This is a genomic window from Streptomyces sp. NPDC018019 (assembly GCF_044327805.1).
Taxonomy (GTDB): domain Bacteria; phylum Actinomycetota; class Actinomycetes; order Streptomycetales; family Streptomycetaceae; genus Streptomyces.
This window is the reverse complement of the sequence record NZ_JBIRGD010000005.1, coordinates 339,305-365,548: the sequence shown is the minus strand read 5'-3', so window position 1 is coordinate 365,548 and position 26,244 is coordinate 339,305. Positions and strand designations below refer to the sequence as shown.

General features: G+C 72.7%; 28 protein-coding genes. 13 read left to right on the top strand and 15 right to left on the bottom strand.

The features are described 5' to 3' along the window. Window positions 1-70: 70 nt before the first annotated feature. Window positions 71-1,198: a phosphate ABC transporter substrate-binding protein PstS gene (pstS, locus tag ACH4FX_RS11800; protein ID WP_398477647.1), complete on the bottom strand. Its 1,128-nt coding sequence runs from the start codon at window positions 1,196-1,198 to the stop codon at window positions 71-73. Between the two features lie 592 nt (window positions 1,199-1,790). Here pstS and ACH4FX_RS11795 point away from each other — a divergent pair. After that, window positions 1,791-2,816, top strand: a complete 1,026-nt coding sequence (locus ACH4FX_RS11795) for an NlpC/P60 family protein (RefSeq protein WP_398477721.1) — start codon at window positions 1,791-1,793, stop codon at window positions 2,814-2,816. Window positions 2,817-3,243: 427 nt separating this feature from the next. Further along, window positions 3,244-4,653: a PP2C family protein-serine/threonine phosphatase gene (locus ACH4FX_RS11790; RefSeq protein ID WP_398477645.1), complete on the top strand. Its 1,410-nt coding sequence runs from the start codon at window positions 3,244-3,246 to the stop codon at window positions 4,651-4,653. A 101-nt stretch (window positions 4,654-4,754) separates the two neighbouring features. Here ACH4FX_RS11790 and ACH4FX_RS11785 read toward each other — a convergent pair whose 3' ends face one another. The 3 genes from ACH4FX_RS11785 to ACH4FX_RS11775 all read right to left on the bottom strand — a co-directional run bounded on the left by ACH4FX_RS11785 (window position 4,755) and on the right by ACH4FX_RS11775 (window position 6,268). After that, window positions 4,755-5,099, bottom strand: a complete 345-nt coding sequence (locus ACH4FX_RS11785) for a DUF2516 family protein (RefSeq protein ID WP_398477643.1) — start codon at window positions 5,097-5,099, stop codon at window positions 4,755-4,757. A gap of 97 nt (window positions 5,100-5,196) precedes the next feature. Next, entirely contained in the window at window positions 5,197-5,799 is a 603-nt protein-coding gene (locus ACH4FX_RS11780) for a hypothetical protein (RefSeq protein ID WP_398477641.1), read from the bottom strand. 34 nt (window positions 5,800-5,833) lie between these two features. Beyond that, window positions 5,834-6,268 (bottom strand): helix-turn-helix domain-containing protein, encoded by a 435-nt coding sequence (locus tag ACH4FX_RS11775; RefSeq protein ID WP_398477639.1) that lies wholly within the window; start codon window positions 6,266-6,268, stop codon window positions 5,834-5,836. 214 nt (window positions 6,269-6,482) lie between these two features. On the opposite strand from ACH4FX_RS11775, the gene ACH4FX_RS11770 reads away from it, so the two are divergent. After that, entirely contained in the window at window positions 6,483-7,181 is a 699-nt protein-coding gene (locus ACH4FX_RS11770; protein WP_398477637.1) for a Clp protease N-terminal domain-containing protein, read from the top strand. A 209-nt stretch (window positions 7,182-7,390) separates the two neighbouring features. Here the strand turns inward: ACH4FX_RS11770 and ACH4FX_RS11765 are convergent, their stop codons facing one another. Then, window positions 7,391-8,320, bottom strand: a complete 930-nt coding sequence (locus ACH4FX_RS11765; RefSeq protein WP_398477635.1) for an NADP-dependent oxidoreductase — start codon at window positions 8,318-8,320, stop codon at window positions 7,391-7,393. A 78-nt stretch (window positions 8,321-8,398) separates the two neighbouring features. On the opposite strand from ACH4FX_RS11765, the gene ACH4FX_RS11760 reads away from it, so the two are divergent. Together ACH4FX_RS11760 and ACH4FX_RS11755 are read left to right on the top strand one after the other, a co-directional pair. Beyond that, complete coding sequence (locus tag ACH4FX_RS11760; protein WP_398477633.1) at window positions 8,399-8,782, top strand: winged helix-turn-helix transcriptional regulator; 384 nt, start codon at window positions 8,399-8,401, stop codon at window positions 8,780-8,782. 13 nt (window positions 8,783-8,795) lie between these two features. Beyond that, window positions 8,796-9,179, top strand: a complete 384-nt coding sequence (locus ACH4FX_RS11755) for a hypothetical protein (protein ID WP_398477631.1) — start codon at window positions 8,796-8,798, stop codon at window positions 9,177-9,179. Window positions 9,180-9,375: 196 nt separating this feature from the next. Here ACH4FX_RS11755 and ACH4FX_RS11750 read toward each other — a convergent pair whose 3' ends face one another. Next, window positions 9,376-9,726: a winged helix-turn-helix transcriptional regulator gene (locus ACH4FX_RS11750; protein WP_398477629.1), complete on the bottom strand. Its 351-nt coding sequence runs from the start codon at window positions 9,724-9,726 to the stop codon at window positions 9,376-9,378. Between the two features lie 49 nt (window positions 9,727-9,775). Here ACH4FX_RS11750 and ACH4FX_RS11745 point away from each other — a divergent pair, with 49 nt between their 5' ends. The 6 genes from ACH4FX_RS11745 (at window position 9,776) to ACH4FX_RS11720 (ending at window position 15,847) form a co-directional block, all read left to right on the top strand. Then, window positions 9,776-10,663, top strand: coding sequence for an NAD(P)-dependent oxidoreductase (locus ACH4FX_RS11745; RefSeq protein WP_398477627.1), 888 nt, complete (start codon window positions 9,776-9,778; stop codon window positions 10,661-10,663). A 107-nt stretch (window positions 10,664-10,770) separates the two neighbouring features. Then, window positions 10,771-11,631, top strand: coding sequence for an alpha/beta fold hydrolase (locus tag ACH4FX_RS11740; protein WP_398477625.1), 861 nt, complete (start codon window positions 10,771-10,773; stop codon window positions 11,629-11,631). After that, a complete protein-coding gene (locus tag ACH4FX_RS11735) occupies window positions 11,624-12,178 on the top strand; it encodes a TetR/AcrR family transcriptional regulator (protein ID WP_398477623.1) in 555 nt (184 codons plus the stop codon). The genes ACH4FX_RS11740 and ACH4FX_RS11735 overlap by 8 nt, the downstream gene beginning before the upstream one ends. 82 nt (window positions 12,179-12,260) lie before the next feature. Continuing rightward, a complete protein-coding gene (locus ACH4FX_RS11730) occupies window positions 12,261-12,728 on the top strand; it encodes a helix-turn-helix transcriptional regulator (RefSeq protein WP_398477621.1) in 468 nt (155 codons plus the stop codon). A gap of 157 nt (window positions 12,729-12,885) precedes the next feature. Further along, window positions 12,886-13,302: a VOC family protein gene (locus tag ACH4FX_RS11725; RefSeq protein ID WP_398477619.1), complete on the top strand. Its 417-nt coding sequence runs from the start codon at window positions 12,886-12,888 to the stop codon at window positions 13,300-13,302. Between the two features lie 154 nt (window positions 13,303-13,456). Then, on the top strand, window positions 13,457-15,847 hold the full coding sequence (locus ACH4FX_RS11720; protein WP_398477617.1) for an ATP-binding cassette domain-containing protein: 2,391 nt from the start codon (window positions 13,457-13,459) through the stop codon (window positions 15,845-15,847). Window positions 15,848-15,868: 21 nt separating this feature from the next. Here ACH4FX_RS11720 and ACH4FX_RS11715 read toward each other — a convergent pair whose 3' ends face one another. Further along, window positions 15,869-16,738, bottom strand: a complete 870-nt coding sequence (locus ACH4FX_RS11715) for a GNAT family N-acetyltransferase (protein ID WP_398477615.1) — start codon at window positions 16,736-16,738, stop codon at window positions 15,869-15,871. Window positions 16,739-16,884: 146 nt separating this feature from the next. Further along, window positions 16,885-17,778 (bottom strand): putative protein N(5)-glutamine methyltransferase, encoded by an 894-nt coding sequence (locus ACH4FX_RS11710; protein WP_398477613.1) that lies wholly within the window; start codon window positions 17,776-17,778, stop codon window positions 16,885-16,887. Window positions 17,779-18,141: 363 nt separating this feature from the next. Between ACH4FX_RS11710 and ACH4FX_RS11705 the strand changes: the two genes are divergently transcribed. Next, the gene (locus ACH4FX_RS11705) at window positions 18,142-19,527 is read left to right on the top strand and encodes a carotenoid oxygenase family protein (RefSeq protein WP_398477611.1); all 1,386 of its coding nucleotides are present in this window, start codon (window positions 18,142-18,144) and stop codon (window positions 19,525-19,527) included. A 168-nt stretch (window positions 19,528-19,695) separates the two neighbouring features. Here ACH4FX_RS11705 and ACH4FX_RS11700 read toward each other — a convergent pair whose 3' ends face one another. The 5 genes from ACH4FX_RS11700 to ACH4FX_RS11680 form a co-directional block, all read right to left on the bottom strand. Beyond that, window positions 19,696-20,262 (bottom strand): NADPH-dependent FMN reductase, encoded by a 567-nt coding sequence (locus ACH4FX_RS11700; protein ID WP_398477609.1) that lies wholly within the window; start codon window positions 20,260-20,262, stop codon window positions 19,696-19,698. A 148-nt stretch (window positions 20,263-20,410) separates the two neighbouring features. Next, window positions 20,411-20,842 (bottom strand): ankyrin repeat domain-containing protein, encoded by a 432-nt coding sequence (locus tag ACH4FX_RS11695; RefSeq protein WP_398477607.1) that lies wholly within the window; start codon window positions 20,840-20,842, stop codon window positions 20,411-20,413. A gap of 140 nt (window positions 20,843-20,982) precedes the next feature. Next, the gene (locus tag ACH4FX_RS11690) at window positions 20,983-22,227 is read right to left on the bottom strand and encodes a GNAT family N-acetyltransferase (RefSeq protein WP_398477605.1); all 1,245 of its coding nucleotides are present in this window, start codon (window positions 22,225-22,227) and stop codon (window positions 20,983-20,985) included. 115 nt (window positions 22,228-22,342) lie between these two features. Next, window positions 22,343-23,323, bottom strand: coding sequence for an asparaginase (locus tag ACH4FX_RS11685; protein WP_398477603.1), 981 nt, complete (start codon window positions 23,321-23,323; stop codon window positions 22,343-22,345). A 57-nt stretch (window positions 23,324-23,380) separates the two neighbouring features. Then, complete coding sequence (locus ACH4FX_RS11680) at window positions 23,381-24,049, bottom strand: ABC transporter substrate-binding protein (RefSeq protein ID WP_398477601.1); 669 nt, start codon at window positions 24,047-24,049, stop codon at window positions 23,381-23,383. Between the two features lie 184 nt (window positions 24,050-24,233). Between ACH4FX_RS11680 and dtd the strand changes: the two genes are divergently transcribed. Next, the gene (gene dtd / locus ACH4FX_RS11675; RefSeq protein WP_398477599.1) at window positions 24,234-24,659 is read left to right on the top strand and encodes a D-aminoacyl-tRNA deacylase; all 426 of its coding nucleotides are present in this window, start codon (window positions 24,234-24,236) and stop codon (window positions 24,657-24,659) included. 58 nt (window positions 24,660-24,717) lie between these two features. On the opposite strand, the gene ACH4FX_RS11670 is transcribed toward dtd, so the two are convergent. Further along, window positions 24,718-25,698, bottom strand: a complete 981-nt coding sequence (locus ACH4FX_RS11670; RefSeq protein WP_398477597.1) for a YgfZ/GcvT domain-containing protein — start codon at window positions 25,696-25,698, stop codon at window positions 24,718-24,720. Between the two features lie 53 nt (window positions 25,699-25,751). Continuing rightward, the gene (locus ACH4FX_RS11665) at window positions 25,752-26,234 is read right to left on the bottom strand and encodes a Fur family transcriptional regulator (protein ID WP_398477595.1); all 483 of its coding nucleotides are present in this window, start codon (window positions 26,232-26,234) and stop codon (window positions 25,752-25,754) included. Window positions 26,235-26,244 lie beyond the last annotated feature (10 nt).

Genomic DNA, 26,244 nt, shown 5'->3' with positions numbered 1-26,244 from the left:
GGGACTCCTGGCGCGGCGGTGCACCGGACGGGCGGCGGCCTGCGCGGGCCGCGGGCCGCCGCCCGGTGGGTCAGGAGAGCGAGGAGACGGCCGAGCGGACCTTCTCGGCGATCTCGGTCGGCAGCGGCGCGTAGCCCAGCTCCTTCAGGGCGTTCTGGCCGTCCTTGCTGGAGATGTAGGTGAGGAAGGACTTGGTGGCGGGCAGCGTCTCCGCCTTGTTGCCCTTGTCGCAGGCGATCTCGTACGTGACGAGGGTGATCGGGTAGGCGTCCTCGGCCTTGGTGGTGTAGTTCAGCTTCAGGGCCAGGTCGCTGCCCTGGCCGACCTGCTTGGCCTCGGCGATGGCCTTGGAGGCGTTGTCGACGGTGGCCTCGACCGGGGCCTTGGCGCCGGTGTCCAGCTTGACCGTGTCGATCTTGCCGGCCGTGGCGTACGACAGCTCGAAGTAGGAGATCGCGCCGCTGGTCTGCTTGACCTGCGAGGACACGCCGGCGGAGCCGGACGCGGCCTGGCCGCCCTTGCCCTCCCAGGTCTTGCCCGGCTCGTGCTTCCAGGCATCGGGCGCGGCGGCCTTGAGGTACTTGGTGAAGTTGTCGGTGGTGCCGGAGTCGTCCGAGCGGTGGAACGCCTGGATCTTGAGGTCCGGCAGCTTGGCGTCCGGGTTGAGCTTCTTGATCGCCTCGTCGTTCCACTTGGTGATGTCGGTGTTGAAGATCTTGGCGAGGGTGGGGGCGTCCAGCACCAGGCCGTCCACACCGGGCACGTTGTAGCCGACCGCGATCGGGCCGCCGACCATCGGCAGGTTGATCGCCTGGCCGCCCTTGCAGACCTTCTTGGACTTCTCGACCTCCTCGGGCTTGAGCGCCGAGTCGGAGCCCGCGAAGGCGGTCTGGCCCTGGAGGAACGTGGTGATGCCGGCCCCTGAGCCGGTGGGCTGGTAGTTGATGCCGGTGTCCTTGCAGGCACCCGAGTACGCCTGCACCCAGGCGTCCATGGCGTTCTTCTGCGCGGACGAGCCGGAGGCGAGCAGCTTGCCCTTGCCCTCGCACTTGATGTCGCCGGTCTTCGCCGCGGAGGCCGCCCCGCCGCCACCACTGGTGTCGTCGGAACCGCACGCCGACAGGGCCAGGGCTCCGGTGACGGCGAGAGCGCCGACGGCGAGGGCGCGAACCCGGTTCTTGCGCTGCAGCTGCTTCACTGTCGAGAGTTCCTTCCTGGGCGCGCCGCTCTTTCGGCGTGCGGGGTGGAGATGCGGGTGGTCACCGCGACGGTGGCCGGGCGGCCGCCCGGCGGGCGGCCTGATGCTGGTCACTGTGCGGCGGCCGGAGCGGTGGGACAAGGGGAGCCGGACCGGGTGGCCCGGTGGTCCAGCAATGCCGTGCCGCGTTCGTCCCGGAGGAGTGGCGCGCCGCTCGGTACGGCCGAAATTAGGCAGATCAGGTGAAGCTGCCGATGGAGGAGGGTGAACGCGGGGTGAACCTCGGCCGTCGGATGGGGGCGGCGTCCGTACCGCCCGGAATCCTCGGCGTCGCCCTGTCGGATTACCCGGCGGTATGGCAGCATCCGCGCCCATAGGGGTGCACGAATCGGTGCGGACCGACCGGAGGTGGCTGGTGGGGCGGCAGGGGGCAGGCCGGGGCATTCAGGATGCGCACGGCACACGGGATGTACGGGACTCCGGGAACGGGACGGGTGCGGCGCGGCGGACGGGCGCCCTGGAGCGGCGCGGTACGGCGGACCGGCGGGCAGCGGGGACCCGGCGGGGCGCACGCGGGCTGCGCGGCGCCGTCGTGGCCGCCACGTCCGTGGTACTGGGCGTGACCGGGATCCTCGGCGGGACGGCCCCGGCCGCCTACGCGGACCCCGGCCCGACCGTGTCCGAAAAGCGCCTCGAAGAAGTACGCCGGGAACTGGAGGGCCTCTACCGCGCGGCGGAGCAGGCCACCGAGGCGTACAACGCGGCGAAGGAGCAGGTCGGCCTCCAGCAGAAGGAGATCGTCGAACTGGCGCGGACGATCGACCGGACGCAGCGGCGGATGGCCGAACTGAAGCGCCAGGCGGGCGCGCTGGCCAGCGCGCAGTACCGGGGCGGCGGCATTCCCCCCGAGGCCCGTCTCATGCTCAACAAGGACCCCGAACGCTTCCTCGACAACGCCACGCTCGTACGCAAGGGCCAGCAGGCCGCCAAGGACCTGAGCGCCCAGCTGGCGCGCACGGAATCCGCCCTGGAAGGGTATGCGCAGGACGCCACCGACCGCTGGGAGCGGCTGGAGGAGAACCGCAGGAAGAAGGAGGCCGCGCAGCTCGACATCCGCAAGAAGATCGAGACCGCGCAGCGGGTGGAATCCCGGCTGGCCGCCGAGGAGAAGGAGCGGCTGCGGAAACTGGAGGACGCGCGGGCCCTTCAGGAACAGCAGAAATGGCTGAATTCCGGGGTGCTGAAGGACATCGGCGCGCACGCTTCGGCGGCGGGCGGGAAAGCCGTCTCCTACGCCACGGCGCAGATCGGCAAGGACTACGTGTGGGGCGCCGAGGGACCGGACACCTTCGACTGCTCGGGGCTGACCATGCGGGCCTGGCAGGCGGCCGGCGAGCCCATTTCCCGTACGTCGCAGGAGCAGTGGAAGCAGTTGCCGCGCGTCGACATCAAGGACATGCGACCCGGCGACCTGATCATCTACTACCCCGACGCGAGCCATGTCGGCATGTACGTCGGCGACGGCGCGATGGTGCACGCGCCGCGGCCGGGGCGGCAGGTCACGATCGCCGGTGCCGGGTCGATGCCGATCCTCGGTGTGGTGCGGCCGGACAAGTGAGCCGGCGGGCGGGCCGAGGGGGACCCGGTGGGCGACCGGCGGCGTGAGGTGATCCGGTTCCGCGCGCGGCGGGCTCGGGCCGCGGCGCGTGGGGCGGTTCGCGGCGCCACGGTTCCCGGTTATCCACGCAGCGTAATACCTGCGTGCTTTTCGTCACGGTGCGTCGATGGGCGGCGTGCTGCCCAGGGGGTGATGTTCGTCATTCCCGATTCCTCCTTTCGCAGGTCAAACGACCTGTGCTGTACGGCATATGACAAAGGCGGTGTGCCGTCGGCCATTCCGCAGAACTCGGCGCTACCGCTATGGTCGCGTCTCGGTGCCCGGTGGCGCACCGCCCGGACCGACCGCCGGGCGGGGGCGGAACCGGGCACAGTGGCGCGCCGCTCGGCGGGCCCGTGCACCCTCGGGGGAGGGAAGGAAGCAGAGCATGTCCGTACCGATACCGCGCCAGCGGACGGCCGTGCTGCCGCACGAGGCAGCGCCGGTGGACGACGCACGCGACGGCGCGGCGCGCGGGGCCGGGACGGCGGAGCCTGCGGACACCTCCCCGGCCCCCGCCGAGCCCCCGCGGCCCGGGCCGGGCGCCCCCGACGCCGCCGCGCCCTCGCCCGCCCCCTCCCGCCCCGGTGACGGCGGGCTGACCCTGCTGCTCATCGGCGAGGACCCCAGCAGCTCGGTGCCCGAGATGCGGGACGGGGAGGGCCGCCGCGCCCGCGTCCGTACGGCCCGCAACCTCACCGAGGCGGAGCGGCTGCTCACCGACGACGTGCACTGCATCCTGCTCGACCTGGCACCGGCGGGCGCCCCGGAACGCACCGACCGGGACGGCACCGCGCCGGAGGAGGACGGCGCCCGCGACGAGCTGGGCGCCCTGCGCGCGGTGCTGCGGATGGCGCCCGCCCACGCCGTCCTGGTGCTGACCGCCGAGGCCGACGCCGAACGCGGCGCCGAGGCCGTACGCGTCGGCGCGCAGGACTACCTCTTCCGCGACGAGCTGGACGGCTCGGTGCTCAGCCGGGCCGTGCGGTACGCCGTCGAGCGCAAGCGCGCCGACCTCGCGCAGCGCCAGCTCACCGAATCCCGGATGCTGGCCCAGGAGAACCGGCGGCTGGAGCGCGGCCTGCTGCCCACGCCGCTCCTGGACGGCTCCGACCTGCGCTTCGCGGCCCGCTACCGCCCCGGACGCAGCCGCGCGCTGCTCGGCGGCGACTTCTACGACACGGTGCGCACGCCCGACGGCACGGTCCACGCGATGATCGGCGACGTCTGCGGTCACGGCCCCGACGAGGCCGCCCTCGGCGTGGAACTGCGCATCGCCTGGCGCGCGTTGACCTTCGCCGGCCTGTGCGGCGACGCGCTCCTGTCCACCCTCCAGAAGGTCCTGGAGAACGAGCGCGCCGACGACGAGATCTTCGCGACGCTGTGCCTGGTGGACATCGCGCCGGACGGACGCCACGCCTGGGTCTGCCTGGCCGGCCACCCCGCACCCCTGCTCGCCCGGTCCGGCGGCGCGCCGCGGCTGCTCCCGTACGAGGAGGGAGGGCCGGCCCTCGGCCTGCTGCCGCGCGCCCGCTGGCCGCGCCGCCAGGTCGTCCTGGGCGGCTCCTGGAGCCTGATGATGTACACCGACGGCCTGATCGAAGGCCGCGTCGGCCAGGGCAACCAGCGCCTGGGCCAGGAAGGCATGACCGAACTGGTGGGCCGTCAGATGTCCGCCGGCCTACGGGGCGAGCAACTGCTCGACGCGGCGGTCACGGAAGTACGGGACCTCAACGGCGGGGAACTGACGGACGATGTCGCGGTGTTGCTGCTGGACCGGGGGCGGGTGCAGGGCTGACGTACCCGCCCGTCGGTCCCGGTGGGGCCATCGTCCGCCGGTCCCGGTGGGGCTACCGCCCGTCGGTCCGGTGGGGCTACCGCCCGTCGGCCCCGGTGGGCCTACCGTCCGCCGTTGAACGGCCCGTACGGCCCGTCCGAACTCGACCCGCCGCCGCGGCGCGGGCCCCGGCCGCCGGCGACCCCCTTGATCGCGGGCCGTACGTCGACCGTGTACACGATCACGGCGATCAGCCCGATGATCGGCAGGAACGACATCAGCGGCAGCAGGAACAGCAGCGCCGTGGCGATCACCAGGAAGATCAGCCACATGCCCTTGGTCTGCTTGTCGGCCGCCCGGTAGGCGTCCTCGCGCCGCACGGCCGCGTCGACGAGCATCACGGCGGCGTACACGGCCAGGGCCAGCTGCACCCAGCTCAGCACGTTCTGGAACCCGTAGATCAGCACTGCCCTCACCCGTTCGACTCGGTCCGTCGCCGCCCCACCGTACCCGGAGAACGGGCCGGACACGCGGTGCGTGCCCGGCCCGCTGCCCCTGAATGCGTTACTTGCCGTTCTCGCCCGACGGGGTGGTCTTCTTGGGCGTGGTCTTCTTGGCGGGCGCGGTCTTCCTGGCCGCCGCGCCGGTCTTCGGGTCGGCGTCACCGGCCGTGCCACCCTCGGCCTTGGCCTCCGCCGCGGGCTCCTGCACCGGCTCCTGCTTGGGCTCCGGCTCGATCGCGACCGCGAGGTCCTCGGTGGCCTCGGCGGTCTCGCTGCGCCACGTCTGCACCGCGCTGCGCCCGCGCTCGGCCAGGTCCTCGTAGCCCTCGCGCGCCTTGACGGCGGCCTCGGCCGCCCGGCCCACGCCCTGGAGCACCAAGTCCTGCGTCTGCTGGCTCAGCTTCTTGAAGTCGGCGTCGAGCAGGCCCAGCTGCCGGGTGATCCAGTCCTGCGCCTCCTTCGCCTCCTTGGTGACGCGGTCCTGGACGGTCTTCGGGTCGGTGTTGCGGACGGCCTCGAAACGCTTCGGGGCTTCCTGGCGGATCTTCTCGACCAGGCCCGGGAGCTCCTTGGCCTTCTCGGCCGCGAGGTCCACACCGCCGGCGATGGCGTACAGCGGAGTCGGGTCGGTCAGCGCCTTGCGGACGTCGTCGGTGATGGCCATGGCGTGGTTCCTCCTGGAATAGGTGGTCGGTCGCTCAGGTGGCGTGCGGGTCGCCGTCGGCCTCTCGGGCGCCATGAGCGGGCTCGCTCGCGGGCGCGCCGTCGCTCTCGCCGCGCCCGCTCCCGTGTCCGTTCTCCTTGCGGAAGGACTCGTAGATCTGCAGCAGCACCTGCTTCTGCTTCTCGGTCAGCGCCGGATCGGTGAGGATCGCGGTGTGCACCTCGACCCCGTCCACCTTCCGCTCATCGAGGATTCCGGCCTGCACGTACAGCGTCTCGGCGGAGATCCGCAGCGCCTTGGCCAGCTGCTGCAAAATGTCCGCACTCGGCTTGCGCAGCCCGCGCTCGATCTGACTGAGATACGGGTTGGACACCCCGGCGGCATCCGCGAGCTGCCGCAGACTCAGCTGCGCCGTGCGCCGCTGCTCCCGCAGGAACTCGCCGAGGTTGCCGACGTTGAGTGATGCCATGCCCCGATGGTGCGCCATCGTGCTAACTATTGCAAGCGCCCGCTAACAAAAGTCGCCATCCGCGGGCGGCCGGGCGCCTCGGCCGCCTCCCCGGGGGCATGGCATCACCGTCGCGTCCCCCTCACCGCAACCGAGACGCCAGAGGCATATGCGTCTCGCATGGAGTGCGCAAGTACGCCTTGACGGTTCTCCCTTGTCAAGGCGTACTTGCCTTATGGCTCTTCCGGACCTGGACGACCTCATCGCGGAAGTCGACCGGAGATGCGACACCGCACACCGACCCGGCGGACAGGAACAGCCCGACTGGCTCGCTCTGCTGACCGTGGCCGCCCACCTCGCAGGTCAGATGCAGGCGCTGGCAGACGATCTGGTCGAGGACTACGTCGAGCACTGCCGGATGCACGGCTCCTCATGGACCGACATCGGTGCGGCCCTGGGCGTGACCCGGCAGGCGGCGCAGCAGCGTTTCCACGCCCCGCACAAGCGCTACAGCCCCGAGACGATGACCGCCGGTCTCCGCGAGGCGATGACCCACGTCAAACGAGCGGCAGTGCAGCACCGCAACAACTACATCGGCACCGAGCACCTGCTCTGGGGACTGACCGCGGAGGACAACTCCGCCACCCGGCTCCTGCAGGCCACCGGTGTCTCGCCGGAGACGGTCCACCGGGCCGTCGGAGCCCGGCTGAGCCTGGGTGCCTCCCAGGCAGCCGAGCGAATCGCCTGGACGCCCTACTCCCGCAAGGCTATTGCCAACGCCGAGGCGCGATCCGAGCAGAACAACTCCGACCGCATCGACTGCGACGACCTGCTGATCGGCCTTGCCCAGGTCGGCCGCGGAGTCGCCGCCGACATCCTGACCGAGGCAGGCTTCGACGTAACCGCACTCGACGCCTCACCCGCCGACACCTGATCCCCCTTCACGGCTCGGCGCCCCCGGCGAACTGCGGGAGCACGGCTCCCTGCCCGGACTTGCGTGAGAACACACCGACGAATTTCGCTCGCTCAAGTCCGGACAGACGGTCGTGGCCCCACGACGGAGTCAGACGGCCGAGTCAGATGGCCGAGTCAGATGGCCGAGTCCCCCCGACGGGGCCAGACGGCCGAGGGCTTGCGACGGGGTCAGACGGTGAGGACGAGCTTGCCCTGGAGGTGGCCGGCGTCGAGCAACCGGTGTGCGTCGGTGACGCGTTCGAACGGGAACGTCTCCTGTACGTGGACCCGGAGCCGGCCCTGTTCGACGAGTTCGACGAGACCTCGCAGGGCGACCGGATCGGGGTCGACCGCGATGCCGCTGAAGCGCATGCCGGCCGCCTCGTACGCGGCGGCGAGCTGCGCATCCTCCTCGGCGACCGCCGTCACCAAATGGCCGCCGGGGCGGAGCACTCCAAGTGACCGCCGGGCGGTGTCGCCGCCGATCGTGTCGAGCACGACGTCGATGTCGCGGACCGCCTCGGTGAAGTCGCCCGCCGTGTAGTCGATCACCTCGTCGGCGCCGAACCCCTCGACGAACTTCCGTTTGCTCCCGCCGGCGGTCGCGATGACGTGCGCGCCGAGAGCTTTCGCGATCTGGATCGCGATGTGGCCGACCCCGCCACCGCCGCCGTGGATCAGGACGCGGTCGCCCTCGGTCACGCCGCCGAGGTCGACGAGGCCCTGCCACGCCGTCAGCCCGACGACCGGCAGCGCCGCCGCCTCGACGTGCGAGAGCGACGCCGGCTTGCGTGCCAGGTGCAGCGCCGGCGCCGACACGACCTCGGCATACGCGCTCGCCGCCCGCGGGAACAGCGGCATCCCGAACACCTCGTCGCCGGTCCTGAACCGCCACGTTCCCGATGCCTCCTCGACCACGCCGCTGATGTCCCAGCCGAGGATGAACGGCGGCCGGCCGATCAGCGGGAACTCGCCGGCGCGCAGGCGTGCCTCCAGCGGGTTCAGTCCGATCGCCTCGACGCGGACGAGAACCTCGGTCGGGAGGGGCCGGGGTTCGGGCGCGTCCACGATGGTGAGCACTTCGGGACCGCCGAGCGTCTGCTGGGTGATGACTCGCATGACTCTCCTGGCTTCGGGAGGGGAGGGGGCGACCCCAGGCTAGGTTTCCGATGGGAACCAGCAGGTACCTTGGGCGCCATGAGCGGTTTCGGTCCCGGTGACCCCTTTCTCGCCGACTGTCCGGCGCGGCTGGCGGTCGAGCTGATTGCCGACAAATGGACGGTGGTCGTGCTCTACGGCCTCAGCAAGGGCCCGGTGCGCCATGGCGAACTGATCGAGCTGATCGGCGGCATCTCCCGCAAGATGCTCACCCAGACGCTCCGACGGCTCACGGCACACGGACTCGTCCGCCGCCACGCCTACGCCGAGGTACCGCCCCGCGTCGAGTACGAACTCACCCCGCTCGGGGCGACGCTGATCGATCCGATCCACATGCTGACCGAGTGGGCAAGAGCGAACGGCGACGCGGTACTCGACGCACTCGACGCCGCCGCCCCCGGGCCGGCCGTCCAGAGCGACTGAGGTACTTGCGGGCATGAAACTCCCCGCCGAGGCCGTCGCCGCCACTGCGCTGATCGAGGTCATCAGAATCTCCGCCCTCCCGGCCGAGCGGGGCGTTGCGTACCCCGGCAGGGTGGGCGCCCACTGGGTCGGGGCCGAGGTCGCTGACGCCCTGGCCTTGATCGAGAGCTTGCCCGGGAGTGCGCAGCACCGCTGCGGCTTCTCGCCGGGCTGGAGCATCAGGGCGTACGAGGATTCTCTCGAACTGGCGCTGTTCGAGGCGGCGTTCTGCTTCAGGTGTCACGAGGTCCGCATGCACGGAAGGGCCGTACCGCCCGCGCCGGCCACGCAGTTCTTCGACGCGGACACCGCGTCGGGCCAGGCCCTTCTGGCCCTCTTCCGTACGGCGGCCCCGTAGTCGGCCGGACGGGTGGCGGGCTCGCGCACAGACGCCTCGGCCTGGCCGCCGCCCCGCCCGGGGCTTGGATCTGGGGTGGGCGGTAATACCCACTTTTTTGTGGGTACTTGGCGGCGGGCGGTGTTGGGGCGACTCTGGTGGTGGGCGGTCCGAGGGGCGCCAGGGGGAGAAGAGAAGTGGGTGATGGGGGGTTGCGTCAGGAGGCCGACTGGGTCTCGGTGAGTTTTTCCAGGCGGCGGTGGCCCCAGTCGGAGAGGGGCGCCAGTGCCTCGGCTAGGTCCCGGCCGAACGCGGTCAGGGAGTACAGGGTCTTCGGCGGAAGCACGTCGTACACCTCCCGGTGTACCAGTCCGTCCGTCTCCATCTCGCGGAGTGCCTGAGTCAGCACCTTCTCGCTGAGCCCGGGCAGCTGTCGGCGCAGCTCGCCCGGGCGGTGCGGGCCGGATTCCAGCAGCCAGAGCAGCGCCGTCTTCCACTTCCCGTCGATCACGGCGATCGCGGCGGTCACCCCGCAGACATTCAGGTCCTGGGCACGGCTGCGCGTCATTTACGTCCTATTCGTCATAGTTTATTCAAGTTTTTTGTGGAGTTGAGTGATGTCCTCACACGCTGAACAGTCTGCCGTCACCGTCCTCGGCCTGGGCCCGATGGGCCGGGCCCTGGCGGGCGCGTTCCTGGATGCCGGCCTGCGCGTCACGGTCTGGAACCGGACGCCGGGCCGGGACGGGGAGCTGGTCGCGCGGGGCGCGGTCGGCGCCCGGTCGGCCGTGGAAGCGGTTGCCGCGAGCAGCGTGACCGTGGTCTGTGTGGTGCATTACGACGCGGTGGACGCGGTCCTGCGTCAGGAGGCGGTCGCCGGTGCGCTCAAGGGCCGTACGGTGATCAATCTGACCGCCGACACACCGGACCGGGCCCGTGGCACCGCCGCGTGGGCGGCGGAGCACGGTGTCCGCTACCTGGACGGTGCGATCATGACGCCGGCCACGACCATCGGCACCGAGGCCGCGGTGTTCATCCACAGCGGCCCCGAGGAGCTCCACCGTGCACACCGGCCCCTCCTGGAGGCGCTCGGCGGCGCCCACACCCACCTCGGCGAGGACATCGGCCGGGCGGCGGCGTACGACATCGCGCTGCTCGACATCTTCTGGACCGCGATGGCGGGCTATGCGCACGCCGTGGCGGTGGCGCGGGCCGAAGGGATCACCGCGCGGGAGCTGGCGCCGTTCGCCAAGGGCATCGGCGCCATCCTTCCGCCGCTCTTCGAAGAGTTCGCGGAGGATGCCGACAGCGGCGGTTACTCCGGCGAGCTCAACCCCCTCACCTCGGCCGTCTCGTCCATGGCGCACATCATCCACACCTCCGAGGCGCACGGCATCGACGCGGGCGTGATGCGCGCGGCCGAGGGGATGGCCCGCCGGGCCATCGGGCGGGGCCACGGCGCCGACGGATTCATACGGATCGCCGAGCTGCTGGGGCGCCGATGAGGGCTGCCGGAGGTGGGGGAAGTGAATTTCTGTGGTCGGTGGCGGGTGCAGTGCGGGGTCGGCTCGGGGGCTGGTCAAGCTAGGCTAATGGTATTAGCCTGTTGGTTATGGTGATTAGCGTCGGGCGGAGCGGGACCGCGTTTCTCGAGGTCGCGGGCGGAGTGCTGGCGTACGAGGTGACCGGCAGCGGACCGCTGGTCGTCCTCGTACCCGGCATGGGCGACAGCCGGGCGGCTTTCCGGGAGGTGGCCGCCCGGCTCGGGGCGGCCGGATTCCGGGCCGCCACGATGGACCTGCGCGGCCACGGCGAATCCAACACCGGCTGGGCGTCCTACACCCGTACCGACACGGCGGGCGATGTCCTCGCGCTGATCAGGCACCTGGGCGGCCCCGCCGTCATCGTCGGCCACTCCTTCGGCGGCGGTGCCGCCACCATCGCCGCGGCCCAGGAGCCCGATCTGGTCGACGCCATCGTCGAGATCGGCCCGTTCACCCGCGCCCAGCGGATCGATGTACGCGCGCTGTTCTCCAACGCCCGCTACCGCAAGGGCCTGTGCCTGCTGATGGGCGCCAACCTGCTGCGCAGCGTGCGGCTCTGGAAGCGTTACCTCGACCACGCCTACCCGGGCAGCAAGCCGGACGGGTACGCCGAGTACGTCGCCGGGCTGGAGGCGGACCTGCGCAGGCCCGGCCGGATGGCCGTCGTCAGCCGCTTCGGCATGGCCGCGCCCACCGACGCCGGCGCCCGGCTCGCCGACGTACGGTGTCCGGCCCTGATCGTCATGGGCACGCTCGATCCCGACTGGGCCGACCCCGGGGCGGAGGGCGCGGGCATCGTGGCGGGCCTGCCCGCCGGGCTGGGCCGCCTGGAGATGGTGGACGGGGCGGGGCACTACGCACACGCCCAGTTCCCCGACGTGATCGCCGAGCTCATCCTGGACTTCCTGGCCGGCGGCCGGCGTGGCTAGGGCGGCGCTTTCTCCCAGCGCCGTCGTCGACGTAGCGCTCCAGATCCTCGACGAGAACGGTCCGCAAGCGCTCACCCTGGCAGCGGTGGCCGCCCGGGCGGGTGTGGCCACGCCGTCCCTCTACAAGCATGTGCGCAACCTCGCCGAACTGCGTGCCCTGGTGTCGGCCCGCATCGCGAACGACCTCGCCGACCAGGCCGGTGAGGCCGTGCTCGGCCGCTCCGCCGATGAGGCGATCCGCGCGTTCATGACGGCCTGGCGGCGCTACGTACAGCAACATCCGAACCGCTACCCGGCCCTCATCCAGAGCCCGGAGCCGCACACCGCCGAAGCCGGGGCACGGCTGATCGGCATCATCTCCGCCACCCTCCGTGCCTACGGCCTGGAGGACTCCGCCGCGATCCACGCCGCCCGCTGCCTGCGCGCGGCCGTCCACGGCTTCGCCGTACTGGAAGCCGAGGGCGGCTTCGGCCTCCCCGAAAACCTGGACGACAGCTACGACCTTCTGATCCGCATGCTGACCGCCGGTCTCCGCGCGCCACGGTGACCGTTCCGGGACGTGGCAGTGGCCACGGTCTCGTCGTCGGCCGCGCGGTCCGCGCATCCGGCTGCCGTGCGATGCTGGGCGGGTGATGCTGGAGGACCTGGTTCGGCTGCGCCGGGCGCGTGACCTGATGGATCGCGAGTACGCGAAGCCGCTCGACGTCCCGGCGCTGGCGCGGGCGGCGCACATGTCGTCCGGCCACTTCTCGCGCAGCTTCCGCGCCGCCTTCGGCGAGACGCCGTACAGCTACCTGATGACGCGCCGGATCGAGCGGGCCAAGGCCCTGCTGCGGCGCGGTGACCTGTCGGTGACGGAGGTCTGCTTCGCCGTCGGGTGTACGTCGCTGGGCTCGTTCAGCTCGCGGTTCACCGAGCTGGTGGGCGAGAGCCCGAGCGCCTACCGGGCCCGCCCGCACGAGCCGGGCGCCGCCATCCCGGCCTGTGTCGCCAAGATCTATACGCGGCCGGTCCGGAACGGACCGGCGGTGGGCGACGGGGAGGGACCGGGAACCGGGGAAGCGGCGGGGAACGCGGAGCCCGCCGGGGACGGGTGACCGCCGGTCTTCACCGGTCTGCCGCACAGGGTGGCCCGGCACGTCCACCGGCCCTGCCCGACCGGCACCCACCCCCTCCGCCCCACCAGGCCCCCACCTCCACAACCGGTCACGAATGGAGAAGCGGGGCCGGGACCGCAGCCGTAGCGTGGGCGGCATGGACATTCAACTTTCGCAGTGCTTCATCGCGGTGGACGATCACGACAAGGCGCTCGCCTTCTACCGGGACGTGCTCGGGCTGGAGGTGCGCAACGACGTCGGGTTCGAGGGGATGCGCTGGGTGACGGTCGGGTCGCCGTCCCAGCCGGGTGTGGAGATCGTGCTGGAGCCGCCGCTCGCGGACCCGAACGCCTCGCCGGCCGACCGGCAGGCCATGGCGGAGCTGCTGGCCAAGGGCATGCTGCGGGGCGTGATCTTCTCGTCCGACGACGTCGACGCCCTCTTCGAGCGTGTCCGGTCCTCGGGCGCCGAGGTGCTTCAGGAGCCGGTCGACCAGCCGTACGGTGTCCGTGACTGCGCCTTCCGCGACCCCGCGGGCAACATGCTGCGCTTCGCCCAGCGCCCCAGGAAGTGAGCCGGGCGCCGGCCGGTCACCGTACCGGCCGGCGGCGGCCCGTGTTCCGGAGCCGGCCGGGCGGACCGGCCGTACGGCCGGAAGCCGACCGAACGGAAACAGGCGACGCCGACGGGGGAACCGCGGCGGCGGCGCCTCACCCAGGGAGAGACGTATGAGCACGGCTCCGAAGACGGACCCGCGGCCGCCTGCGCAGCACGCCGCCGACAGCCACGACGCGATCCGTGTGCACGGCGCGCGCGAGAACAACCTCAAGGACGTCGGCATCGAGATCCCGAAGCGCCGCCTGACGGTGTTCACCGGCGTCTCCGGCTCGGGCAAGAGCTCGCTGGTGTTCGACACCATCGCCGCGGAGTCGCAGCGGCTGATCAACGAGACGTACAGCGCCTTCGTGCAGGGCTTCATGCCGACCCTGGCGCGGCCCGAGGTGGACGTACTGGACGGGCTGACCACCGCGATCATCGTCGACCAGCAGCGGATGGGCGCCGACCCCCGCTCCACCGTCGGCACCGCCACCGACGCCAACGCGCTGCTGCGCATCCTCTTCAGCCGGCTCGGCAAGCCGTACGCCGGCCCGCCCGGCGCGTTCGCCTTCAACGTCCCCTCGGTCCGGGCGAGCGGCGCGATCACCGTCGAGCGCGGCGACAAGAAGGCGGTGAAGGCGACCTTCTCCCGTACCGGCGGCATGTGCCCGCGCTGCGAGGGCCGGGGCACGGTCTCCGACATCGACCTCACCCAGCTCTACGACGACTCCAAGTCGCTGGCCGAGGGCGCGTTCACCATCCCGGGCTGGAAGTCGGACAGCTTCTGGACCGTACGGGTCTACGCCGAGTCGGGCCTCCTGGACCCGCACAAGCCGATCCGCGCGTTCACGAAGAAGGAGATGCAGGACTTCCTGTACCGGGAGCCGACCAAGGTGAAGGTGGAGGGCGTCAACCTCACCTACGAGGGGCTGATCCCGAAGATCCGGAAGTCGTTCCTCGCCAAGGACAAGGAGGCGTTGCAGCCGCACATCCGGGCATTCGTGGAGCGCGCGGTCACCTTCGCCACCTGCCCCGACTGCGACGGCACCCGGCTCAACGAGGGCGCCCGGTCGTCGAAGATCGGCAAGGTCGGCATCGCCGACGCCTGCGCGATGCAGATCAGCGACCTGGCGGCCTGGGCCGGCGGCCTCACCGAGCCCTCGGTGGCGCCGCTGCTCACCACGCTGCGGCGGACCCTGGACTCGTTCGTGGAGATCGGCCTGGGCTATCTCAGCCTGGACCGCCCGGCCGGCACCCTCTCCGGCGGCGAGGCGCAGCGCGTCAAGATGATCCGCCACCTCGGCTCCTCGCTCACCGACACCACCTACGTCTTCGACGAGCCCACGGTCGGGCTGCACCCGCACGACATCCAGCGCATGAACAACCTGCTCCTGCGGCTGCGGGACAAGGGCAACACGGTGCTCGTCGTGGAGCACAAGCCGGAGACGATCGCGATCGCCGACCACGTCGTCGACCTCGGTCCCGGCGCCGGTACGGCGGGCGGCACCGTCTGTTTCGAGGGCACCGTCGAGGGGCTGCGGACGGCCGGCACGGTCACCGGACGCCACTTCGACGACCGGGCCGCCCTCAAGGAGACGGTGCGCGAACCCACCGGCACGCTGGAGATCCGCGGAGCCTCGAAGCACAACCTCCAGGACGTCGACGTGGACCTTCCGCTCGGGGTGCTCTGCGTGGTCACCGGCGTGGCGGGGTCCGGCAAGAGCTCCCTCGTCCACGGGTCGATGCCGGCGGACGAGGGCGTGGTGTCGGTCGACCAGAGCCCGATCCGCGGCTCGCGGCGGAGCAACCCGGCGACGTACACCGGGCTGCTCGAACCGATCCGCAAGGCGTTCGCGAAGGCGAACGGTGTGAAGCCGGGGCTGTTCAGCGCCAACTCGGAGGGCGCGTGCCCCACCTGCAACGGCGCCGGTGTCATCTACACCGACCTGGCGACGATGGCCGGTGTCACCACCACCTGCGAGGAGTGCGAGGGCAAGCGGTTCGAGGCGTCGGTGCTGGAACACCGCCTCGGCGGCCGGGACATCAGCGAGGTGCTCGCGATGCCGGTGGCCGAGGCCGAGGAGTTCTTCGGCGCCGGAGCGGCGCGCCTCCCGGCGGCCCACCGCATCCTCCAGCGCCTCGCCGACGTCGGGCTCGGCTACCTCACCCTCGGCCAGCCGCTCACCACCCTCTCCGGCGGCGAGCGGCAGCGCCTCAAGCTGGCCACGTGCATGGCCGGGAAGGGCGGCGTCTACGTCCTCGACGAGCCGACCTCCGGCCTGCACCTCGCCGATGTCGAGCAGCTGCTCGCCCTGCTCGACCGGCTCGTGGACTCCGGCAAGTCGGTCATCGTGGTCGAGCACCACCAGGCGGTCATGGCGCACGCCGACTGGATCATCGACCTCGGCCCCGGCGCGGGCCACGACGGCGGCCGGATCGTCTTCGAGGGCACCCCGGCCGCCCTGGTCGCCGCCCGCTCCACCCTCACCGGCGAGCACCTCGCGGCGTACGTCGGGGCCTGACCGGCCCGCTCCGGTGCTCCGTCAGCGCGGTCCGGCGTACGTGTGCGTACGGGTGTACGGAGCGAAGCCCAGGGATTCGTAGAGCCGCTTCGGGGCCGGGTGGGCGGCGTCCCCGCGGGCGTAGACGACGGCGCGGTGGCCGCCGGCCCGGGCGAAGGCGTGCAGCACCGCGGTGCAGACGGCGCGGGCCGGCCCGCGCCGGCGGTGGTCCGGCCAGGTGCCGACCGGCTCGAACTCGCCCGTGCGGTTGGCCGCGTCGTACCAGCCCTGGCAGTAGGCCACGATGTCGCCGCCCGGAGCAGCGACGACGAGGTCGAACTCGGGGCGGTACGGCCAGGTGGCGCGCATACGGGCATGGCGTTCGGCGGTGACCCGCTCCGACCCGAAGGCGGCGCGGTGGGCTGCCGCCCGGCCCGCCACGTCCGCGGGGCCCTGCTGGGCGCGGATCACGTACCCGTCGGGGAGGCGCGGGAGGTCCGGGAGACCGGTGAGCGGGCGGCCGAGGCACGCCAGATACGGGCCGTCCGCGGCCCGTACGTACCCCCGCCGCTCCAGCGCCTTGATCACGTCCCGCTCGGTTTCGGCGACATCGACGCTCAGCGGGCCGGGCGCCGCCGCTTCGGCCCAGTCGAGTACGGCGTCGGCCGACTCCGGGCGCTCCGGATCGACCTGGAGGAGCAGGCCGTCGGGCAGCTCCAGCCAGCCCCACGCCAGCGTCCGGCCGGCTTCGGTCCAGACCGCCGTCGGGCAGCGGTCGGCGCGGCCCAGCGCCAGACACCGGTTCCAGGCGAGGTCGCCGATGTGGCGGTAGCCGGTCGCCGGGAAGGCACGGACGGCCAGGCTCTGCATGGCGCGCAGCGGCAACGGGCCGGCGTACTCGTGTCGTTGCATGGAGCGCCATGCTGCCGACCCGGTTCCGCCCGGACAACGGAATATCCGTACCCGGCACGAGCACGGCCCGCCTGCCGCACGGGGTGGTGAGGGGCGGGCCCGGACGTCAGGTCGGTGACGTGGTGACCGGTGAGGTGCGGGCCCCGTCAGGTCGGTGACGTGGTGTCCCGTGCGGCCGGTCTCGTCCCGAGGGCCACGGTCGCGCACAGGTCGTCGTCGGTGGCCAGGCGGGCCCGCAGTCCGTTGCGCCGGAAGGCTTCGAGGGTGTGCGGTGCCTGGCGTTCGCTGGTCTCGATCAGCAGGTGACCGCCGGGGGCGAGCCACCGGAGCGCCCCGGCCGCGACCCGGCGCTGGACGTCCAGCCCGTCCGTACCGCCGTCGAGCGCCACGCGCGGCTCGTGGTCGCGTGCTTCCGGGGGCAGCAGGCCGATGGCTTCGGTCGGTACGTACGGGGCGTTGACGACCAGGACGTCGATGTGTCCGCGCAGGGCGGGCGGCAGCGGGGCGTACAGGTCGCCCTCGTAGACCTGGCCCATGGCGGGCGGGATGTTGCGGCGGGCGCACCGTACGGCGGCGGGTTCGATGTCGGCGGCGTGGAGTTCGACGCGGGGGGCCGGCGCGGGGCGCTCGGTGTCCGGTGAGCCGGGCGCCCGGCCGTCCATGGCCGCCGCCAGCACGGCGCCGACCGCGCCCGTACCGCAGCACAGGTCGACGACGACGGGCCGCGGCCGGGGAACGGCGCGGACCAGGGCGGCGGCCTGGGCGACGAGGAATTCGGTGCGGCGGCGGGGGACGAAGACCCCGGGGTCGACGGCGATCCGCCGGCCGCAGAACTCCGCCCAGCCCAGTACCTGTTCGAGCGGGTGGCCGGCGACGCGCCGCTCCGTCATGGCGGCGAGTTCGGACGGCGTGCGGGCGGTGGCGACGAGCAGCTCCGCCTCGTCCTCGGCGAAGACGCAGCCGGCCGCGCGGAGCCTGGCGACGAGGGAGGGCGGGATGGGAACGGCGGGGGTGACGGGCGCGGACAGGGGGTCGGACATGCGAGTACGGGCCTTCCGGGGTGCCGAAGGGCGCTCTCGCGGTCACCTGCCTCGGAGGGACCGTACAGCCGTGGGGTGAGAGCACCCAGCCTGGACAGCGGTAATGGGGCTCACCTCCTTGGTCGTCCACTGCTTGAGCCGGTCACCTTACCCGAAGCCGGTGCCGGGACGCGGTACGGGACCGCCGGCCGGGACCACCGGCCGGGGCCCGCGGAAGGGGCGCGCGGGGACGCTCTTCGCACCGTTCCGGCCGCCGGTGGTCTCGACGCGGCCGTGCCGGAGCTGGAGGGTGGAGACGGGGTGCTGCCGCGGGAGGCGGCGACCGGGGGGTCGCCGCGGGCGGGGCCGGGAAGGTGGGCGGCGATGGCGGGTGCCGGAAATCCGTACATGCGGGGACTGTTCGCTCCGGTGCGGGAGGAGACCACCGCGTACGACATGGCCGTCACCGGCCGGATACCGGAGGAGCTGGACGGGCGCTACGTACGCAACGGTCCGAACCCGCTGGGCGTGGAGGACCCCGCGGCGTACCACTGGTTCAGCGGTGACGGCATGCTGCACGGCGTGCGGCTGCGCGGCGGCCGGGCCGAGTGGTACCGCAACCGCTGGGTGCGCTCCGACGCGATGGCGCTGCGGCTGGGCGAGAAGATCCTGCACGGCCCGCGCCACCTGGACATGGACTTCGCGCCGAACACCCACGTCACCCGCTTCGCCGGGCGCATCCTCGCGCTGGTCGAGGGCGGCGCGCTGCCGTACGAGCTGGACGCCGAGCTGGACACGGTCGGTCCGTTCGACTTCGCGGGCACCCTGCCGGGCGGGCTCGCCGCGCACACCACCATCGACCCGGACACCGGCGAACTGCACTGCGTGGCGTACTGCTGGGCCTGGCCGTACGTGCAGTACCTGGTCGTGGGCACGGACGGCCGCATCCGGCGGCGCGTGGACGTCCCCGTCGACGGACGGCCGATGATGCACGACTTCTCGCTGACCGAGCGGCACGTGCTGCTGTACGACCTGCCGGTGGTCTTCAACCCGGGCCGGGTCGGGGTCGGCCCGTCCTTCCCGTACGTGTGGGAGCCGGAGCGCCCGGCCCGGCTGGGGGTGCTGCCGCGGGAGGGGCGGGCGTCGGACGTGCGGTGGCTGGAGATCGAGCCGTGCTTCGTCTTCCACCCGATGAACGCGTACGAGACCGAGGACGGCAGCGGCCGCATCGTGGTCCACCTGGTGCGCTACGAGCGGCTGTTCGCGAAGGGGCGGACCGGGCCGGACGGGTCGCCGCCCGCGCTGGAGCGCTGGACCGTGGACCTGGAGGCGGGCCGGGTCCGGCGCGAGCGGCTGGACGAGCGGCCGGTGGAACTGCCGCGGGTGGACCCGCGACGGCTCACGCTGCCCCACCGGTACGGGTACGCGGTGCTGGAGCCGGCGGACGCGGACCTGCGGGCGGCGCGGCTGCCGGGGGTCGAGCGGGTGGGGTGCGGGCTGGTCAAGTACGACCTGGAGCGCGGCACCAGTGAGGTGTGCCGCTTCTCGCCGCAGGGCGGCGTGGGCGAGGCCGTGTTCGTACCGGCCGGCCCGGACGCGGATGAGGACGACGGCTGGCTGATGGCGTACGTCTACGATCCTGAACGCGACGCGACGGACCTCGTCATCCTCGCGGCGCAGGACGTCACGGGGGAGCCGGTCGCCCGGGTGCACCTGCCGGTGCGGGTGCCGGTGGGGTTCCACGGCAACTGGATACCGGAGCGGGAGTAGCGGGCCGCCCGTACCGACCAATTGGTCGGTACGTGAGGAAGAGGCAAGCCACCCACAGGCATCGGGAGAGCGCGCGCCGGACAGGTGTTTCCGGCCGCCGCGCGGGGCACGAGCCCGACCCCCGTACGGGATCGTGCCCCCATCGCGAAGGGCCGGGCCCGCACGGCCTCAGCTCCCGTACGGCCGCGCCTTGCGCGCCTGCCGCAGGGCCAGGGCCCACCAGGCCAGCTGGTCGAGGAGCACGGTGGCGGCCCGGTCCGCGTCCTCGGGATCGCGCAGCCGCCCGGTCTCGTCGAAGAGGCTGCCCGCCATCGGGAAGCTGACCGTTTCGCGCACCGTTGTGGCGTGCAACTCGGCGAACACCAGCCGCAGTTGCTCGACGGCCCGCAGGCCGCCGGAGACCCCGCCGTACGACACGAAGCCGACCGGCTTGGCCTGCCACTCCTGGCGCAGCAGGTCGATGGCGTGCTTGAGCGGGGCGGGGAAGGAGTGGTTGTACTCGGGGGTGATGACGACGAAGGCGTCCGCCGCGCCGATGCGCTTGGCGTAGGACGCCATCTCCTCGCTCCCGTACCGCAGTTCGTACGGCCGGACCTCGTCGAGGTCGATGACGTCCACGACGACGTCCTCGCGCCGGCCGGCGTGCCCGGTGAACCAGTCCGCGACCACGGGCGCGAACCGGCCCTCACGGGTGCTGCCGACGATGACGGCGAGGGTGAAAGGGCGCTCGGGCATGGCGGGGCCTCCTGAAGGCGGTGTGACGGAGCCGGCGGTCGGCTTCAGGACCAGACGCTAAAACCTCAACCAAAGTTGATGTCAATGCCTGGCCCCGGGCTCACACCGCACGGCCCCCGTCACACCCCGCCGTCCCGGGCGCCCGGGATCACTCCACCCCGAACAGCGCCAGCAGGTCCGTCTTCTGGAACATCCGTGCCGTGTCGACCGCCGACGGTGAGCCCGCGGCCGGGTCCGCGCCGTGGGCCATGAGCTGGCGGACGACGGCGTCCTCGCCCTTGAAGACGGCGCCGGCCAGCGGGGTCTGGCCGCGGTCGTTCGGGCGGTCGGGGTCGGCGCCGCGGTCCAGCAGGGCCGCGACGGTGTCGGCGTGGCCGTGGTAGGCGGCGAGCATCACCAGGGAGTCGCCCTTGTCGTTGGTGAGCGTGGCGGGCACCCCGGCGTCCACGTACGCGGCGAGGGTGTCGGTGTCGCCGTGCCGGGCCAGGTCGAAGACCTTGGCCGCGAGCTGCAGCACCTCGGGGTCGTGGGCGTGCTCGGTCGTGTCGGGACCCTGCGGCTCCGTGTTCGCGTCACTCATGGTCGCCGTCCTCCTGCTCCGGTGGTGGGCGGTGTCCTGCAACTTCCGCCTGGGCCGTTACCTGTCCCCGCCACCTTATGCAGCGCACCGGCCCCTGGCCCCCGGCGCGCGGAGGCCGGTGTCCGGTGCCGCGGCGCCGGTCAGAAGCTGTCCGGGCACCAGGGGCGGCGCGCCGTGTGCAGCAGGAGGTCGGCGGTCGCCAGGGCGCCCGGCCGCTCCTCGGTGACGCGCCCGAGCGCGGCCGTCCGCACCGCGGACTCGTCGCCCAGGTAGAGCGCGGCGAAGGCGCCCACGTCGAGCGTCAGTTCCGCGCTGCGGCCGGTGCGGGTACAGGTGGCGCCCGCCGGTCCGGCGTCCAGCAGGAAGCGGCCGTCCGCCAGGCCCGCCGCGTCCCGGACCTCCAGGACGAGGGCCCCTTCGGCCGGGTACGTACGGGCCTCCAGCAGCCGGGGGATGTCCAGGGGCCGGATCCACAGGTAGTCGGCGTGCTGCTCGACCTGTGCCGCGCGCGGGTCGCCGAGGTGGTACGGCAGCAGGTCGTCGGGGCCGCGGACGCCCGACGTGACGTAGGAGACCCAGTCGATCGAGCACAGGAACCGCCACAGGGCCCGCTCGGCGCCCGGGGTGAGGGCGGCCAGGCGGTCGACGGTCACGGTGTTCTGCGGCAGCTTGCGCTCCCACTTGTCGTCCGCCCGGTACGAGACCAGCCCCTCGACCTCGCCGGACGCGGACCGGTAGACGGCGTGGAAGCGGTCCTTGGCGGGGTTGTACGGGCGCGGGACGGCGCCGGTCAGCTCCCGCCACCAGTCCTCGGACAGGTCGATCGCGCCGGGCTGCCGGGCCCGGAAGCGCTCGTGCAGCGCGGGGCCCGCCTCCCGCACCTCGGCGGCGTCGGCGAAATCGACCCGGCCGCCGTCGTCCGGGCCCGCGTGCCGCGGGTCCAGCGCGGCCCGCGCCACGTCGATGCGCCACTCGGTGAACCAGGCGGCCGGGCCGAAGCCGTACCGTCCGTAGATCGGGAACTCCGCGGCGATCAGCGTGGCGAGGGCGTCCCCGCGCTCCTTGGCGGCCCGCAGGTCGTCCGCCATCATCCGGCTGAGCAGCCCGCGCCGCCGGTGGGTGGGGGAGACCGTCACGGACGTGATGGCGTCGGCCGGCACCCGCGCACCGCCGACGACGGTCAGCTCCTGCGCGAAGCTGCGGAACGTGGCGACGCAGCGGCCGTTGTCGTACGCCCCCTGGGTGCGGTCGGGGTCGTAACGCGCCCGGCGGTACTCGATGTCCTCCTCGGAGATCCCCTCCGGCGGCCGCAGGAAGCCGACTTGGAGGGCGCGCAGCCATGCGGGGATGTCATCGTCGCCGACCGTACGCACCTCGATGTCCATGGCCGTACGGTAGCCACGGGCCTGTCCCGGCGTCGCGGCAATATCGGGGCAGGCGGGGACCCGGCGGGATCGGCGCAGGCGGGTGCCCGGCGGGCCGGGCACCCCGGTGCCGCCTTCAGAACGCCGCGCGGATCTCCCCGACGCGCTCGGCGCCGCCCAGCAGCGGCGCGTCCTCGATGCGCGCGAGCACCGGCGACTCGACGCCCATCAGGCGCAGCACACGGCCGAGTATCGGGCCGAGGGTGCGGGTCGCCCCGTCCTCCACCTTGAAGGCCAGCGCGCGCCCGTCCGGCAGCGCCACCGCCTGCACGGCCTCCGCGCCCATCTTGGACAGCACGCCGGGCAGCGCCTGCATCAGCCAGGTGTCGGGGCGGCGGGTGCCGGCCACGTACTCCGGGTGCGCGCGCATCGCGTCGGCCACCCGCCGCTCCGGCGTGCCCGGCTCGGCCAGTACGAAGTGCCGGAAGGAGCGGGCCAGACCGGTCAGCGAGATCGCCATCAGCGGGGCGCCGCAGCCGTCCGTACCGATGTGCTCGACGCGCTCGCCGCTCGCGGAGCGCACCGCCTCCAGCGCCAGCTGCTGGAGCGGGTGCTCCAGGTGGAGGTAGGAGTCCAGCGGCCAGCCGTTGGCGGCGCAGGCCGCCAGCATCGCGGCGTGCTTGCCGGAGCAGTTCATCGTGAGCGGCTCGCGCACCCGTCCGGACGCCAGGTACGTCTCCGCCTCCGCCGGGTCCAGCGGCAGGTCCGGCGGGGTGCGCAGCAGCTCCGTGGGCAGATTGTGCTCACTGAGCATCTTCTGCACCAGGTCGAGGTGGAAGCCCTCGCCCGAGTGGCTCGCCGCGGCCAGCGCCAGCCGCTCGCCCGACAGGTCCAGACCCGCCCGCAGGACGGCCGCGGCCTGCATCGGCTTGTTGGCGGAGCGCGGGAAGACCGGGGACGTCACATCGCCGAGGGCCGTTTCCACGCTGCCGTCCGCCGCCAGCACCACCAGCGAACCGCGGTGCCGGCCCTCGACGAAACCGGAGCGCACGACCTCGGCGAGGACGGGGGATATACCGGACGGGGCGGACCCGTCGGTAACGGTGGTGGTGCTCATCGGCGGCGGCCTTCCGGGAGGTGACCTGCGCCCCTCCCGGAGCCGGTGGCCGCCGGGTCAGGAGAGCAGGTCGTCTACTTGTGCTTCGCCTTCACGGTACCTGCGCGCGATCTCCGCACTGCAATCGTCGGCGGTCCGCTGGAGGGACTGGCGGCGCCGGGAAACCTGCTGCTCGTACCGGACCAGGCGGCACATCGCGTCGTGCAGCTCCTGGTCCGTACGGGCGGTGAGGTCCGACAGCTCCACCTCGCCGAGCATCTGTTCCGCCAGCTGGCGGTACTCCTCGCTGTGCGGCATGCCGAGCGTCACGTGGCGGGCCGAGGAGCGGTGGCTCGACGGCACGTCCGTGAGGATCTCCGGGAGGCGGTCCAGCAGCGGCGAGTGCGGGGCCGTGCGGCGGCTGCTCTCGGCGCGCAGGATGTCGATCCGGCCCTGGAGGAGCCGGCGCACATAGCTCAGGTCGGCCTCCTCCTGCTGTGCCGCGCGGCGCAGCACCCGCAGGTCGGGCAGGCTCAGCCCGTTCAGGTCGGGCCGTGGCACCGGGCGGAAGCGGTCGCGTTGCAGCGGGGCGCGGTGCGGTGCCGTGCCTGCCTGGACCATGGGACCGTCCTCCGTGCGGGCGGGCCCGGGGCGTGCCTGGGCCGTCGTGGTCGTACGGGCCGGTGTCGGCGCCGTACGGGCGATCGGTACGGGGCCGGGTGTGTGCCCGGAACCGGCAGTGCTCATGAGTCGTTCCGTCCCCTCGTCCGGTGCGGTCGCACGGGCAGGTTGTCCGTGCGACGCACCGCGTGCACGCATCGTGCCACTGCGGGCGGGCCCCCCGCAGGGCCAGCCATGGCCATGGCACCCGAACGGCCCCGGGCCGGTACGGCTGTCGGGGGCCCCGGCGGGCCGGTGCATCATGGGCGGTATGCGAGCAGTGGTGCAGAGGGTCGACGGCGCACGCGTCGAGGTGGACGGCGAGACGGTCGGGGAGATCGTCGGTGAAGGGCTGTGCGTGCTGGTCGGGGTCACGCACGACGACACCCCGGCGAAGGCGGCGCAGCTCGCCCGCAAGCTGTGGTCGGTGCGCATCCTGGACGGCGAGAAGTCCTGCTCGGACACGGGTGCGGGCCTGTTGGTGATCAGCCAGTTCACTCTCTACGGTGACGCCCGCAAGGGCCGTCGGCCCACCTGGAACGCCGCGGCGCCCGGTCCGGTGGCCGAACCGCTCGTCGACGAGGTGGTGGCTCGGCTCCGTGCGCTGGGTGCCGAGGTCGCCACGGGCCGCTTCGGCGCGGACATGAAGGTGAGCCTGACGAACGACGGGCCGTTCACGGTGCTGCTGGAGGTCTGAACCGCGGCTCCGGCGCCGCCGGGGCCCGGCGGCGCCGTACGCGTCCGGAGACGGCCCCTCAGGGCTCGACCACGACCTCCTGGGCCGCCGCCGTGCTCTCCGCCAGGAGCTGCGCGCCGACCGGGACGTTGCGCTTGACGAGGGCCAGGGCGATGGGGCCGAGTTCGTGGTGGCGGGCCGAGGTGGTGATGAAGCCGAGCTGGCGGCCTTCGGCGCCGTCGGCGGCGAGGCGTACCGGGGCGCCGTGCGGCGGCAGGTGCACCTCGCTGCCGTCCAGGTGCAGGAAGACCAGGCGGCGCGGCGGCTTCCCCAGGTTGTGGACGCGGGCCACCGTCTCCTGGCCGCGGTAGCAGCCCTTCTGGAGGTGGACGGCGGTGCCGATCCAGCCCAGCTCGTGCGGGATGGTGCGGTGGTCGGTCTCCATGCCCAGCCGCGGCCGGTGCGCCTCGACGCGCAGCGCCTCCAGGGCCAGGGTGCCGATGGCCGGTCCGTTGGCCGCGGCGAAGGCTTCCAGCCCGCCGCGCGGCAGGAACAGGTCCCGGCCGTGCGCGGTCTCCCGTACGACGGCGCCCTGCGGGGCCTCGGCGATGGAGCCGGCCGGCAGGTGGACGACCGCGTACTCCTCGGTACGGTCGGCGATCTCGACCCGGTAGAAGAACTTCATGCTCTCCAGGTAGGCGAGCAGCGGCTCCTCGTTGCCCGGCTCGGTGTGCAGCCATGTCGTCTCCCCGTCGTCGACGAGGTACAGCGCGTGCTCGATGTGGCCGTTGGCGGAGAGGATCAGCGCCTCGGTGGCGTGGCCGGGCGGCAGCTCGGCGACGTGCTGGGTCAGCAGCAGGTGCAGCCAGCTCAGCCGCTCGGGGCCGCTGACGGTGACCACGCCGCGGTGCGAGAGGTCCACGAAGCCACGGCCGTCCGCGAGGGCGCGTTGCTCGCGGAACAGGTCGCCGTAGTGGGCGGCGACACCTTCGTCGGGGGCCTCGGCCGGGACGGCACCGGGCAGCGACAGCAGTGGACTGGCTTCACGTTGACGCGGCATGCCCCCAGCCTACGACCGGTGCGCCGGAGGCCGGCGCGGGGCGGTGCGTCCGGCTACGACCCGGTTCCGGAGGGGCCGCCGCCGGCCCGCGGCCCGTCGTCCGGCGCCCGGTCCGCGTGCTTCGCGGTGCACGCCGCGCAGCACCCGAAGATCGCGAAGTGTTTCAGGTCCGTGTCGAAACCGAACGTCTCCCGGAGCGTGGCCGTGAACGGCTCGGCCACCGACAGATCCGCCTCGATCACTTCCGTGCAGTCCCGGCACACCAGGTGGATGTGGTGGTGCCGGTCGGCGAGGTGGTACGTGGGCGCGCCGTGCCCGAGGTGGGCATGGCTGACCAGCTTCAGCTCCTCCAGCAGCTCCAGCGTCCGGTAGACGGTGGAGATGTTCACGCCGCCCGCCGTCCGGCGCACCTCGGTGAGGATGTCGTCGGGGGTGGCGTGTTCCAGCTTGTCCACGGCCTCCAGCACGAGCTGGCGCTGTGGGGTCAGCCGGTAGCCGCGCTTGCGGAGGTCGCTCTGCCAGTCGGTGCTCACCACGCTCCCAGTG

What these genes read in the sequence shown, in the direction of transcription:
- ACH4FX_RS11765 (WP_398477635.1), bottom strand. Translation starts at nt 8,320, where the DNA reads ATGCGAGTCATCACCCAGCAGACGCTCGGCGGTCCCGAAGTGCTCACC.
- ACH4FX_RS11780 (WP_398477641.1), bottom strand. Translation starts at nt 5,799, where the DNA reads ATGGCCATCACCGACGACGTCCGCAAGGCGCTGACCGACCCGACTCCG.
- ACH4FX_RS11705 (WP_398477611.1), top strand. Translation starts at nt 18,142, where the DNA reads ATGGCGGGTGCCGGAAATCCGTACATGCGGGGACTGTTCGCTCCGGTG.
- ACH4FX_RS11755 (WP_398477631.1), top strand. Translation starts at nt 8,796, where the DNA reads ATGAAACTCCCCGCCGAGGCCGTCGCCGCCACTGCGCTGATCGAGGTC.
- ACH4FX_RS11740 (WP_398477625.1), top strand. Translation starts at nt 10,771, where the DNA reads ATGGTGATTAGCGTCGGGCGGAGCGGGACCGCGTTTCTCGAGGTCGCG.
- ACH4FX_RS11720 (WP_398477617.1), top strand. Translation starts at nt 13,457, where the DNA reads ATGAGCACGGCTCCGAAGACGGACCCGCGGCCGCCTGCGCAGCACGCC.
- ACH4FX_RS11715 (WP_398477615.1), bottom strand. Translation starts at nt 16,738, where the DNA reads ATGCAACGACACGAGTACGCCGGCCCGTTGCCGCTGCGCGCCATGCAG.
- ACH4FX_RS11770 (WP_398477637.1), top strand. Translation starts at nt 6,483, where the DNA reads ATGGCTCTTCCGGACCTGGACGACCTCATCGCGGAAGTCGACCGGAGA.
- ACH4FX_RS11725 (WP_398477619.1), top strand. Translation starts at nt 12,886, where the DNA reads ATGGACATTCAACTTTCGCAGTGCTTCATCGCGGTGGACGATCACGAC.
- ACH4FX_RS11695 (WP_398477607.1), bottom strand. Translation starts at nt 20,842, where the DNA reads ATGAGTGACGCGAACACGGAGCCGCAGGGTCCCGACACGACCGAGCAC.
- ACH4FX_RS11760 (WP_398477633.1), top strand. Translation starts at nt 8,399, where the DNA reads ATGAGCGGTTTCGGTCCCGGTGACCCCTTTCTCGCCGACTGTCCGGCG.
- ACH4FX_RS11775 (WP_398477639.1), bottom strand. Translation starts at nt 6,268, where the DNA reads ATGGCATCACTCAACGTCGGCAACCTCGGCGAGTTCCTGCGGGAGCAG.
- ACH4FX_RS11710 (WP_398477613.1), bottom strand. Translation starts at nt 17,778, where the DNA reads ATGTCCGACCCCCTGTCCGCGCCCGTCACCCCCGCCGTTCCCATCCCG.
- ACH4FX_RS11670 (WP_398477597.1), bottom strand. Translation starts at nt 25,698, where the DNA reads ATGCCGCGTCAACGTGAAGCCAGTCCACTGCTGTCGCTGCCCGGTGCC.
- ACH4FX_RS11690 (WP_398477605.1), bottom strand. Translation starts at nt 22,227, where the DNA reads ATGGACATCGAGGTGCGTACGGTCGGCGACGATGACATCCCCGCATGG.
- ACH4FX_RS11680 (WP_398477601.1), bottom strand. Translation starts at nt 24,049, where the DNA reads ATGAGCACTGCCGGTTCCGGGCACACACCCGGCCCCGTACCGATCGCC.
- ACH4FX_RS11790 (WP_398477645.1), top strand. Translation starts at nt 3,244, where the DNA reads ATGTCCGTACCGATACCGCGCCAGCGGACGGCCGTGCTGCCGCACGAG.
- ACH4FX_RS11685 (WP_398477603.1), bottom strand. Translation starts at nt 23,323, where the DNA reads ATGAGCACCACCACCGTTACCGACGGGTCCGCCCCGTCCGGTATATCC.
- ACH4FX_RS11750 (WP_398477629.1), bottom strand. Translation starts at nt 9,726, where the DNA reads ATGACGCGCAGCCGTGCCCAGGACCTGAATGTCTGCGGGGTGACCGCC.
- ACH4FX_RS11745 (WP_398477627.1), top strand. Translation starts at nt 9,776, where the DNA reads ATGTCCTCACACGCTGAACAGTCTGCCGTCACCGTCCTCGGCCTGGGC.
- ACH4FX_RS11700 (WP_398477609.1), bottom strand. Translation starts at nt 20,262, where the DNA reads ATGCCCGAGCGCCCTTTCACCCTCGCCGTCATCGTCGGCAGCACCCGT.
- dtd (WP_398477599.1), top strand. Translation starts at nt 24,234, where the DNA reads ATGCGAGCAGTGGTGCAGAGGGTCGACGGCGCACGCGTCGAGGTGGAC.